This is a genomic window from Variovorax raffinosi, from assembly GCF_051216615.1.
GTDB lineage: Bacteria > Pseudomonadota > Gammaproteobacteria > Burkholderiales > Burkholderiaceae_C > Variovorax.
The window spans coordinates 121,415-132,813 of record NZ_JBPJZR010000018.1; the positions used below are offsets into that span (position 1 = coordinate 121,415).

Genomic DNA, 11,399 nt, shown 5'->3' on the forward strand with positions numbered 1-11,399 from the left:
AGCATGTTGGAAACCGATGCGTCCCTGGTGAGGTCGCTGTATGTCGATCACCATGGTTGGTTGGTGCAGTGGTTGCGCCGGCGAACTGGCAATGCCGATCAGGCTGCGGACATCGCCCAAGATACTTTTGTCAGGGTGCTGCTCAAGAAGGCAGTAGAGACACTCGATGAACCGCGCGCTTATCTGACGGTCATCGCCAAGGGACTGGTTGCGAATGCGGGGCGCAAGGCTGCCGTGGAGCGCGCATATCTCGATACGCTGGCGCTGCTTCCCGAAGCGCAGTCACCATCGCCCGAAGACCGCGCCATTCAGCTGGAGGCGCTGTTCGAAATTGACCGGATGCTCGGTCAACTGGCGCCCCAGGTGCGTACCGCTTTCCTTTTGGCGCAACTGGATGGATTGACCTATGCGCAGATTGCCGAACAACTGGGGATTTCGCTGCGTACGGTGAAGCGGCACATGCAGCAGGGATTCGAGCAGTGCTTGATGGCCACGTTGTCGTGAGCGAACACAGCAACATCGATCCGATCATTGTTCGAGAGGCTGCCGCGTGGCTCGTGAAGCTGCAGAGCGGCGAAATGTCAGATGCCGAGCGCAGCGAATGGCAGCAGTGGCGTGCGCGCAGTGCCATGCATCAGGAGGTCTGGCGGAAAGCCGAAATGATCCCCCACCGCTTCGATGCCATCCCGCCGGCCATTGGCATGCCGGCACTCGACCGGCCGACAACCGACCGGTCGCGCCGCGCCGCGCTTCGGACGCTGTCCATTCTGCTGACGGCAGCGCCCGCGGCATGGTTTGCCACCAGATTGCCCTGGAAGGACTGGGCTGCCGACTATCGCACCGCAACGGGCGAGCAGCGAAATATCGTGTTGGCCGATGGAACGCAGTTGGTCCTGAATACGGCCAGCGCTATTGATGTGACTTTCAGCGAAACGCGGCGGCTGCTGCAGTTGCACGAAGGGGAAGTCCTCGTGACCACCGCGCACGAGGCGGGCGACTTGGCCCGAAGCTTTCTGGTGACCACGGGCCACGGTGCGGTTCGCGCGCTGGGAACCAGGTTCAGTGTCCGTCGTGAGAACGCCGGCAGCCGTGTGGCTGTTTTCGAGGGCGCCGTGCAAGTCGAGCCGGCCGATAGCCATGCCGGTACGCGAATCCTGCAGGCCGGAAGCCAATGCACCTTCACGCGCGCGGATTCGGGCGCAACGCGGCCCGTGAGCGAAGCATCGGCGTCGTGGGCGCAGGGCATTCTGGTGGCAGAAGAAATGCGCCTGGATGATTTCCTGGCGGAACTGTCCCGGTACCGTGTGGGCACTGTGGGGTGCGATCCCGCAGTGGCGGGTATGTTGGTTTCAGGGGCTTTTCAACTCAAGGACACGGATCGCGCGTTGGCCCTGCTGACGCAAAACCTTCCCTTGCGAATCGACTGGCGGACGCGGTACTGGGGAACTGTCAGGGCGGCTTAGGCTGTTGATCGAGTTACGTATTGTTGCAAATGAACTGGGCCATTGTTGGCCCTTTTTCTTTTCTGGCGGGGCATCTCAATAAGCACCTTGATGAGAGTTGTTCCCGAGATGAAATTTGCCGCCCGCCAGGTCGACTGGCTTCGTCGTGCCACAGAGCTGTTGACCGACCCACTCCAAACCCCGGGCGGATGTGCGCCGGGGCAATCGTGCGGGGGCGATCGAGTTGGCTGAGGCAATCGAACGGCTCGACACGCACGTCCTGCCCAATCGCTTGATCGACGGCGTGCGCCGTGATCGCGCATTGTTCTTGCGTTTCTGGAAGTCGCACCATGTCGCAGCCCTTGCGTTGGGCTTGCTCCTGTTCTGCGGCATCTGGTTGTTGGCAATGAGTCTCTCGGGCGAAAACCTGCCCAAGGACAACGTCGAGCAGCTCACGTGGGTGCACAGCCTCGAATGGGGTTACTACAAGCATCCGCCGCTGCCGACATGGCTGCTGTGGCCGCTGGTGCAGGTGTTCGGACACGTCCCTTGGGTGACCTACGTGGCTGCGGCGCTCTGCACGCTGCTGTCCATGGGGCTGCTCTGGTTTCTCGTTGCGCGGTTGCGCGGTCGGCGTCATGCAACGCTGGCCTTGCTGGCGGTCCTTTGCATCACCTACTACAACGGGCGAATCCATTTCTACAACCACAACACGGTGCTCATGCCATTCGCAGTCGGCAGTGCGCTGTTCTGTTGGATGGCGTTCTCCACCGGGCGCCTGCGCTGGTGGTTTGCGCTGGGCGTCTGCATCGGACTTGGCGCACTGGCGAAGTACCAGATCGCGGTTGCCGCCGTGTGCGTGTTTGTCTTCTGGATGCTCCAGGGCGGATGGCGCAGTCCGACGCATCGGCTCGGGCTCGCACTGTCGGCGTTCGTGTCGTTGGCGATTTTCTCTCCTCACCTGTATTGGTTGTCGCAGAACGACTTCGGGCCGGTTCGCTACGCAATGACGTCTTCGCTCGGCGTCCGATTGAGTTGGGTCGAGCGATTCCCGGTTTCCGCGCATTGGCTTGCCGATCAGGTTCTCAATCGGGCACTTCCCGCCCTGATGCTGCTGTTGCTCGTGCGAGTGGCAGCCGGAAGATCGGCGGAGTGGTCGCGGGCCGGCCGATCCAGTGCCGGTGCATGCGATGCACCCGGCAGCACGAGCCTGATTTTTTGCTTCGGATTCTTGCCATTGGCCGTGCCATGCGCGATGGCCATGCTCGCGGGCACCGAGCCCCATTTGCAATGGGGAACGCCCTTCCTGCTCCTGGCCGTTCCAGCGCTCATGGAGCTTGCGAGCGGAGGGCAACGCGGGCGCTGTTGGTCTCTCGTCCCCTTGCGCGTCTCGCTCACCGCATTCGTCGCGATTCAGGCGCTCCTTCTTCTCGTTCTCCATGTTCACTGTCTTTCGGCGACAGGGCCTGACGAAGCAGCGCGCCAGAACAAATGGCGGGACGTGGACCTGCAGTCGCTGGCCGATGCCGTGGCGAATGATGCGCGCAGAGCCCTTGCTGGGCCTATACGGATCGTCTCCGGCCCCCCTGCGGAGGCTGGCGCACTGTCTCTTCTGCTGGAGGAGCATCCGCTGGTGCTGATCGACGGTCGCTACGACATCAGTCCCTGGGTTTCCAAGCCGCTCGTGGACGCGTGCGGCGCCCTGGAGATCAGTGCATACAGAACGCTGCCAGACCAACGCCCGATAGGCGCGAATCCGCCGAAGTTCTATTGGCGTATTCAGCCGCCCGTGATCGCGACGGAAGGCAATTCAGAGCGGAGGCCCTCATGTTCAACCGGCACATAGTCACATCGGGCGTGGATGCGGCCCTGTGCGAATTGCCGCAGTCGATGCCGCAGCCAGAAGCGGTATTGCGAACGTGCAGCCTTTCTTGCGTGGTTCCCTGCTTCAACGAAGCGTTGAATCTGCAGCAGTTGCTGCCGCAGTTGCGAGAAATGCTCCAGGCCACGCGCCTGCGCTGGGAGGTCATCGTGGTGGACGACGGCAGCACGGACGATACCGAGGCGGTGGTGTCGCAGTGGTGCGCCATGCCTGGCTTTCGCTGCATCTCGTTGTCGCGCAACTTCGGGAAAGAGGCCGCCATCACCGCCGGGCTGGCCGCGGCCGCGGGCGATGCGGTCGTGCTGCTCGATGGCGACATGCAGCACTCGCCGGCCCTGGTGCGCGCCATGGTCGATCACTGGCTGGCGGGTGCCGAGGTGGTCTATGCGGTGCGCGAAAACCGGCACGACGAAGGCCGTCTGAAGAAGCTCGGCACGCGCTTGTTCTACAAGCTGCTGAACGCGTCCAACCGTGTGAGCGTGCCCGAAGACGCAGGTGACTTTCGCTTGATGGACCGCAAGGTCGTGGACGCGCTTGTCAGCCTGCCAGAGCGCAGCCGATTCATGAAGGGACTCTATGCATGGGTCGGCTTCAGGGCCGTCGCTCTGCCGTATTCGCCAGCGCCGCGCGCTCAAGGATGCAGCAGCTTCAATGGGCGACGGCTCGTCAAGCTCGCACTCGACGGCCTGACTGCATTCACGACGTGGCCGTTGCACCTGATGGGCATCGTCGGGCTTGTGCTGGCGTTGCCTGCCTTCTCGTACGGCGCCTATGTCGTGGTCGATCACATGCTCTTCGGGAACGAGGTGTCGGGCTGGGCCACCATCGTTGCAGGCCTGATGTTCTTCATTGGCGTGCACATGATTTCCATGGGCATCGTTGGCGAGTATGTCGCGCGGATCTACCAGGAAGTCAAAGGCCGTCCCGTCTATCTGGTCCGCGAGCGGCGCGGCGCCGGCCTTGAGGCGGACGAGGCATGACGCAGCGTGTAGCCAGTACGCGGTGGGTTGGCATCCGCGTCGACGACTGCAAGGTGACCGAACCTGTGTTTGATGGGGTGCCCGAAGCAATGCAAGGCAGGGCAGGGGAATCGAAAAAAATGAGCAGGGACGTCAAAGTACTTCGCGTGCTGGCAATCCTCGAACCATCTCGTTCGTATGAAGAAATCAGCGGCGCCACGGGCTTTTCGGGGCAAACGTTGGCGAACATCTTGAGCTACCTCAGGCGTCGAGGCTATGCCGAGCGCATCAACCAGAGTGTTTTTCTCGGGGACGCCATGTTTTATTGCCGCACACAAGCCGGCAATGAGCGATTGGAAATGGCATACAAGCGAGAGCAGGCCGTTCTGCAAGATTGGCCTGAGGATTCCGCCGGGACCATGACCTTGGTGCAACACGCGATCCATGCGCAACCAGTGCTTGCGAAAGTCTGGGGGGCGTCTCCAGCGTGTCCGTAATGGATGGCGGCAACTTCCTGCCCGATGACTGCGCCCCCCGGGCCATTGCGGCCCGTCAAGTCGGCTTGAGTTCTTGAGGGGCGATTTTTTACATCGATCGGGCCAATGCTGGCCCTTTTCCCTTTCTCGCGGGGCATGTAGGTAAGCACCCTGGTGCGAGATGCCCGATAGGAGGAAATTTTTGCCACTCACTCATACCGCGCGCAGCCGTCACATCGGTGGCTTCACGCTGATCGAAATTGTGATCACGGTGCTCATCACGGTGCTCATCGCGAGCATCGATCTGCGCTTCGTCAGGGTAGGCAACACATTCCGGTGGGAGGGGGGCACGCCCCGGCTCATCGTCGGAACCGACAAAGGCGACAAGCGAACGCTCGACATCGGCGCGGGTGGCATCGCGCTGCGCCTGCTGAACTGGCGCGAAGTACCCGTGGTGGATTGACTCGAAGGCGAGGTCATGGTGTCGGGCCTTCATTTGCTTCGTTCCGCGGAGCGGGGCAGAGCGGTATTTCGTTCAAGTGCTCGAAGGCTGCAGCCGTCAGTGCCGTTGTCGTTTTCGCATCGGCGGGATTCATGCGGCCGATGTGGCTGCGCTTGAACGCGCTTGTTAAGAGAAAAGATTTCCTCTGCATATTGCACTTCGATGGGTGCTACGCGAGAACAACCTGGGGTGTTACGTAACGGCTCGCCGCAAGTCGGTCTTTTCGCCTTGCTTTCCAGGCTTACAGTTTGATTTGAAAAAGAAAAACTCCTTTCAAATCAACGGCCGCCGTTGAGGTCTGTGTAAAGCTGAAGGTGCATCGCAGATGCGGCATGTGTGTTGCCTTTCCGTGAGTCCATTTATTTTGGAGCTCACTATGACGGCATCTGGATTCTTGCTGCAGCCCACCTCGCTAGCTGCGGACAGCAACCTGCTAAGCGGTTTGTTGGACGGCGATGGCGGTCTGCTGGGAGGTCTGCTTGGCGGTGACGGCGGCCTTCTCGGCGGTGTGCTGGGCAATGATGGTTTGCTGGGCGGTCTGCTCGGTGGCGATGGCGGCTTGCTCGGCGGTGTGCTGGGTGACGGCGGTCTGCTGGGGGGTGTGCTCGGCGGCGATGGTGGTTTGCTTGGTGGTGTGCTGGGCAATGACGGCCTTCTCGGTGGCCTGCTGGGCGATCAGGGTCTGGTCGGCGGTCTGCTCGGCAGCGACGGCCTCGTGGGTGGCCTGCTCGGCGGTGTGCTGGGTGGCATCGGCGGCGGCACCCCTGCACCCGCAGGCACGGCGCTGCTCGACCCGGTCGACAGCATCGTCAGCGGCGTGGCCAACGGCCTGAACCACGGTGTGCTCGGAGGCCTCGGCCTGGGCAACGTGCTGACCCCGGTCGTCAGCCTCACCGACCACGTGACCGACACGGTCGACGGCCTGCTTGGCCCGCTGCTCGGCACGACCTTCACGCCGAACAGCCCCAACATCCTGGACCCGGTCGACAGCGTGGTGAAGAACGTGACGGACGGCGTGAACGGCCTGCTGAGCCCGCTGACCGACCAACTGCTCGGCGCCGGCACGACGCATGCGCTGCTGAATGCGGTCGACACGCAAGTCGACTTCCTTACCGACGGCGTGGCGCATCTGCTGAACGGCGGCCTGCTGGGCGGTGCGCTCGGCGGTGACGGCGGCCTGCTCGGTGGCGTCCTCGGCAACGATGGCCTGCTGGGTGGCCTGCTTGGCGGCGACGGCGGCTTGTTGGGCGGTGTGCTCGGTGGCGGCGCCACCGGCGGCCTGCTCGACGGCGTGCTCGGCGACCACGGTCTGGTCGGTGGCTTGCTCGGCAGCGACGGCCTCGTGGGCGGTCTGCTCGGCGGCGTGACTGGCGGCACCACTGGTGGCCTGCTCGACGGCGTGCTCGGCGATCACGGCCTGGTCGGCGGCTTGCTCGGCAGCGATGGCCTCGTGGGCGGCCTGCTCGGCGGCCTGCTGGGAAGCAGCGGCCCGGCCGCCAACATCCTGCAGTCGGTGACGGACGTGGCAAGCCATGTGACCAGCGCAGTGACCCCGGTGGTCTCCGCTGTGACCAGCGCGGCATCGAGCGCCACGGCGCCGGTGACCGACATCCTGGCTGGCGCAGGCCACGCAGTGGCACCGGTGACCGACGCGGTAAGCAGTGTGGTGAACGGTGTCGAACATGCAGTCACCTCGCTGGTGACCGATGTCCTGACCCCGATCACCAGCCTGGTCGAGCACTCGCCCGCCGGCACTGCGCTGTCTCCCGTGACGAACATCCTGCACGGGCTGTTGGGCTAGGAGTCCGGACCGCGGAAGGCGGTTGGCTGGCTGTTCTTGCCGGGGAGGTTGTTTGTTCTTGCAAACCATCTCCCCGGCAGATCATTGGCTTGGAGCCATGCGGCCACCGCCTTTGGGCAAAACCGGATTCTTGTGTCTCGTGGCAATGGGCAGTACGCGGGAATTGCCAGAATGCCCCGATTTGTAAGTTGGCTGCAAGTTAGCTGCAAGTTGGCAGCAAGGTAGCCGCAATAGAGTTGCAATTAGTTTCGAGACAATAGGGCCAAATGCTGGCCCTTTTTCTTTTCTGACGGGGCATCTACATAAGCGCTTCGATTGACGAGTGCGAGGTGCCTGAGCACAAGGATCTTTTCGCATGGCCGGCTTGCGTACCCGGAAGTCTTTCAACCTTGTTTCCCATGTCTTCGGGCCGACGGTGCTCGCGTTGGGCGTGCGCGCTGTGTGCTGGGGGCTGGGCGTGGTGGCGTGGGTCGTGCCCAGGCTTTCGTTGGCGCAGCCGGCGCCGGCAACGCAGGGTGCCAGCGTGTCCTATTCGATCGCTGCCGGGCCGTTGCCCCGGGTCTTGAGCGAAGTGGCGGCCCGCTCGGGGGCGTCGGTGACCTATGACTTCGCCCTGGTCAAGGACAAGCTGAGCCCTGGCGTGCAAGGCCGCTACCCGACCAGCGAGGCATTGACGCAGGTGCTGGCCGGCACGGGACTGGAGGCCATGGCGAGGTCGAGCGATGGCTACGTCATCCGGGTCAAGCCCGTGCCGCCCGCACCGCCGCCTGAGCCGTCGGCTCCCCATGCCCCCGTGGGCGAAGCGACGCTCCGTCCGATCACTGTTGTCACCGATGCCGAGAGCGCCGACTTCGGCTACCAGGACGAGGGCTTCAGCGGCGCCAGCACGCGATCGGCCACGCGCACCGACACTGCGTTGTCGGACATTCCGCAGGCGATCCAGATCGTGACCCAGGAAGTCATGAAGACCCGACAGGTGCAATCCGTCTCGGATGCGTTGCGCAATGTGAGTGCCGTGGGGTCGGACGACGCGGCGATCAACGAGGACATCCGCATCCGCGGCTTTGAAGCGAGGTTTCTTGAGAACGGTGTGCCGACGCTGCAACTCGGCGATGACAGGGCGCGGGCGCTTTACATCCCGATGGCGGGCGTCGAGCGGGTGGAGGTGCTCAAGGGGGCGAATTCCGTCACGGCCGGCGTGAGCATGAAGCCTGGGGGAATCGTCAATATCGTGACCAAGCGCCCGCAATCCGAGCGGGTGCGCGAACTGACGCTGGAGGTCGGCGCCCACGGTCGGCAGCGCGCATCGCTGGACATGGCCGGCACCTTGTCCGCGGATAGAGCCCTGTCCTATCGCACGGTCTTGTTGGGCATGTACGCCGCCCGCAGCGAGTTCGGCTATCGCGGCAACCGCGAGATCTACCTTGCGCCTTCTCTGGGCTGGCGCCAGGGCGGCACCTCGCTTGTCGTGGGCCTGGCCTACCAGCGCCAGCGGCAGCCCACGCCCGAAAAGCAATACGCGGAACTGACGCCGCACGGGCCCGGGCCGGATTTTCTGCATGGGCGCCGGGGTCGTTTCGACGATGGATTGGCGGCAAAGGACGTGGAGCTGTTCTACGAACTGAAGCAGGGCCTGTGGCGCGGCTGGACTTTTCAAAGCAAGTTTCGCTACAAAAAGGCGACGACCGACTACGGCCTTTATGTGGCAACAGGCAACGACCCTGACCTTGGCGGTTGGGGTGGTTTTTCTCCGGCAAGCAGCAGCTTTTCGGGCTACAGCGCGAGTTTTGAAAACAGCATTCAGGGCCAATTCAAAACTGGCGCGCTGAACCACACGCTGCTGGCCGGCGCAAATTACTTGCGCGTCGCGAGAAGCGGTTTCGCGCGGAGGGCGCTCGTCCCCGATATCAAGGTTCCTTCCGACCAGTACCTGCCGCCAGTCAATTCGCTGTTCTTTCCGGGCGAGCGGCTCGCACTCGTCGACGACTCCGCCGTGACGACCACCCATTTCTTCCTGCAGGATCAGATGGCCTGGGGCCGCTGGAAGGTGCTGGCAAGCGTGGGCCATGTGCAGATCAGCGACCCCAGTGACAAGACCAGAGAGGACGCCAGTGGCCAGGTGCAGGACGCCTCCGCACCCAGGAACAAGCCGGTCTACAACCTCGGCGTGGCCTACCGTCTGAGCGACAGCGCGACGGTGTTCGCCAATAGCCAGAGCAGCTTTGAGCCCGGAGGTGTCTATTTCGATGCAACGCTCAACGGCGGTGTGCGAGGGCGGGTCGTAACGCCCCCCGTCAGCGGCAGGTCGGCCGAGCTCGGCGTCAAGCTGAATCTGCTGAACGACCGGTTGACCGCGACGGCCAGCCTGTTTCGCGCAACGAACACGAATGTCGTTGAAGACGTGACGCCGGCCAATGCGCCTTTTGGTCGCCAGGATCTCGTCTTGCTGCCGAGTGCGCTCAGCCGCGGCCTGGAGTTCGATGTTGCAGGACGCCTGGCGCCCGGCTGGAACCTGACGGCCAGCTACAGCTACACCCGCTTCGAGCCTGCCCGGCCAGCCCAGGGCACGGCCGAGCTGTCGCAGACGCCGCGCCACAGGCTCAGCCTGTGGACCACCTACGACCTGCGCAACGAGGCCTGGCGCGGCTGGGGCGTCGGGGCGGGCGTCACGATGCGTACCGGCTACAAGGCACCCCTCAACGAAATGGACGGCGAGGGCAGGTCCGTCTATCGGCTGGGCGCACAAGCCCAGGTCGACGTCAGCATTTACTACAGGTCCAGGAGCTGGTCGGCCACGCTGGGCATCAAGAACCTCTTCAACCGCAGGCTCCTGGCGGACTTTGCCTCTGGAAGCACGGTCAATGTGCAGCCTTACCGGACCGTCCTTCTGACTGGCACCTACAACTTCTGATCGCAGCGAGCCAGGAAAACCATGAGCGAACACATTCTTCACGCGACCGACGCAAGCTTCGATGCCGACGTGCTGCATTCCGGCATCCCCGTGCTGCTGGATTTCTGGGTGCCGTGGTGCAGGCCGTGCATGGCCATTGAGCCATTGCTCGACGAGGTCGCCGAGCGCTATGCGGGCCATGTGAAGGTCGTCAAGATCAACGTTGACGAGCACACGGCGGTCGCCACTCGTTTGGGCGTGCGAGGCATTCCCACATTGATGCTTTTCAAGAGCGGCCAGGAGACCAGCCGTAAGGCGATGCAAGAGAAGCACGACGCAGCGCACCCGCAATGGGCCGCGCGACGGGATGCCTGCAAGCGGGCACGTTCGCGGGCCGCGCGGGGCTCCACGCGTGCCCAGGCGGACTATCTGCTGGCACGCTTGGCCCAGGCGCATCAACCGGCCGATGGAAGGAAAGCCTGATGCAGTTGTTGCCACAGTCCTCTGGCGTCGAGGCCTCGCAGGCCCAGGTGTTCCTCTCCAGCCGCGAAGCGTTGCACGACGCCGCCACCGTCCTGCTGCAGGCGGCAAGCAGCCAGGCACAGGTCAGCGATGTCAGCGTGCGGATCTCGGAGGCACTGAAGCAGTCGGTCACGGTGTGCAAGGGTGAGCTTGAGGCGATCGAACACAGCCGGTCGGCCAGTGCCTTGGTGACCGTCTTTCAAGGCCAGCGCTGTGCCTCGATGGAAACCTCGGATTTGAGCGTGGCGGGCCTGCGCAGCACGGCGCAGAGGGCCTGCAGCCTTGCGCGTCGCGCCACCCCCGACGAGTGGGCCGGCCTGGCCGATGCGCAATGGCTGGAGACCGCGCCCCCCGAGCTGGACCTGTTTCACCCATGGCAGCCTTCGGTGGAGGCCGCCACGCAACTGGCCTGCGAGATCGAGGCCGCGGCGTTCGACACCGACGCGCGCATCGTCAACAGCAACGGCGCGGGCGTGAGCGCTTCGCACAGCCGTGTGCTGATGATGACCTCGCGCGGCTTCTCGAGCGGCTACGCCTCCTCCTCGTACAGTCTGCGGTGCAGCGTACTGGCTGGGGAGGTGCTCGCGCAGGGCCGCGCCGCCCGTCTGAACGATGGCACCTGGCGCAGCCGGCGGCATGCCGCCGCCGAACTGATGTCCGCAAATGCGCTGGGCCGACGTGCAGCCCAGTACGCCCTCGCGCGCATCGGCGCACGCACCCTCGAAACCCGCCGGTGTCCGGTGCTCTTCGAGGCGCGCGTGGCCAACTGGCTGGTGCGGGCCCTGGTTGGCGCGGTCAGTGGCCGGGTTGTTAGCGCCAGTGCAATCGTGATCAGCGGTGCCAATCGAACATTGACCAGGGGCTGGAGCTGGTTCCGCTAGGAGCCAACTGTGAATAACTATAGGTTGGATGCCTCGGTGGGTCC

At 63.7% G+C, this 11,399-nt stretch carries 9 protein-coding genes and 1 pseudogene; all 10 read left to right on the forward strand.

All coding sequences use genetic code 11. The features are described from left to right. Positions 1-3: 3 nt before the first annotated feature. The gene (locus ACSFB7_RS34495; RefSeq protein ID WP_435476842.1) at positions 4-504 is read left to right on the forward strand and encodes a sigma-70 family RNA polymerase sigma factor; all 501 of its coding nucleotides are present in this window, start codon (positions 4-6) and stop codon (positions 502-504) included. After that, on the forward strand, positions 501-1,463 hold the full coding sequence (locus ACSFB7_RS34500; protein ID WP_435476843.1) for a FecR domain-containing protein: 963 nt from the start codon (positions 501-503) through the stop codon (positions 1,461-1,463). The genes ACSFB7_RS34495 and ACSFB7_RS34500 overlap by 4 nt, the downstream gene beginning before the upstream one ends. Positions 1,464-1,686: 223 nt before the next feature. Next, positions 1,687-3,288: an ArnT family glycosyltransferase gene (locus tag ACSFB7_RS34505; RefSeq protein ID WP_435476844.1), complete on the forward strand. Its 1,602-nt coding sequence runs from the start codon at positions 1,687-1,689 to the stop codon at positions 3,286-3,288. 44 nt (positions 3,289-3,332) lie between these two features. Beyond that, positions 3,333-4,304, forward strand: coding sequence for a glycosyltransferase family 2 protein (locus ACSFB7_RS34510; RefSeq protein ID WP_435476853.1), 972 nt, complete (start codon positions 3,333-3,335; stop codon positions 4,302-4,304). Further along, positions 4,301-4,780 (forward strand): hypothetical protein, encoded by a 480-nt coding sequence (locus ACSFB7_RS34515; protein ID WP_435476845.1) that lies wholly within the window; start codon positions 4,301-4,303, stop codon positions 4,778-4,780. Before ACSFB7_RS34510 ends, ACSFB7_RS34515 begins: the two co-directional genes overlap by 4 nt. Positions 4,781-4,961: 181 nt before the next feature. Next, complete coding sequence (locus ACSFB7_RS34520) at positions 4,962-5,222, forward strand: hypothetical protein (protein WP_435476846.1); 261 nt, start codon at positions 4,962-4,964, stop codon at positions 5,220-5,222. A gap of 415 nt (positions 5,223-5,637) precedes the next feature. Then, entirely contained in the window at positions 5,638-7,062 is a 1,425-nt protein-coding gene (locus ACSFB7_RS34525) for a hypothetical protein (protein WP_435476847.1), read from the forward strand. 355 nt (positions 7,063-7,417) lie between these two features. After that, positions 7,418-9,973, forward strand: coding sequence for a TonB-dependent siderophore receptor (locus ACSFB7_RS34530; RefSeq protein ID WP_435476848.1), 2,556 nt, complete (start codon positions 7,418-7,420; stop codon positions 9,971-9,973). A gap of 21 nt (positions 9,974-9,994) precedes the next feature. After that, positions 9,995-10,267 (forward strand): annotated as a pseudogene (locus tag ACSFB7_RS34535) (thioredoxin family protein); the annotation flags it as partial. Positions 10,268-10,434: 167 nt separating this feature from the next. Then, positions 10,435-11,355, forward strand: a complete 921-nt coding sequence (locus tag ACSFB7_RS34540) for a PmbA/TldA family metallopeptidase (RefSeq protein ID WP_435476849.1) — start codon at positions 10,435-10,437, stop codon at positions 11,353-11,355. The last annotated feature ends 44 nt before the right edge of the window (positions 11,356-11,399 follow it).

What these genes read in the sequence shown, in the direction of transcription:
- ACSFB7_RS34510 (WP_435476853.1), top strand. Translation starts at nt 3,333, where the DNA reads ATGCCGCAGCCAGAAGCGGTATTGCGAACGTGCAGCCTTTCTTGCGTG.
- ACSFB7_RS34495 (WP_435476842.1), top strand. Translation starts at nt 4, where the DNA reads ATGTTGGAAACCGATGCGTCCCTGGTGAGGTCGCTGTATGTCGATCAC.
- ACSFB7_RS34540 (WP_435476849.1), top strand. Translation starts at nt 10,435, where the DNA reads ATGCAGTTGTTGCCACAGTCCTCTGGCGTCGAGGCCTCGCAGGCCCAG.
- ACSFB7_RS34525 (WP_435476847.1), top strand. Translation starts at nt 5,638, where the DNA reads ATGACGGCATCTGGATTCTTGCTGCAGCCCACCTCGCTAGCTGCGGAC.
- ACSFB7_RS34515 (WP_435476845.1), top strand. Translation starts at nt 4,301, where the DNA reads ATGACGCAGCGTGTAGCCAGTACGCGGTGGGTTGGCATCCGCGTCGAC.
- ACSFB7_RS34530 (WP_435476848.1), top strand. Translation starts at nt 7,418, where the DNA reads ATGGCCGGCTTGCGTACCCGGAAGTCTTTCAACCTTGTTTCCCATGTC.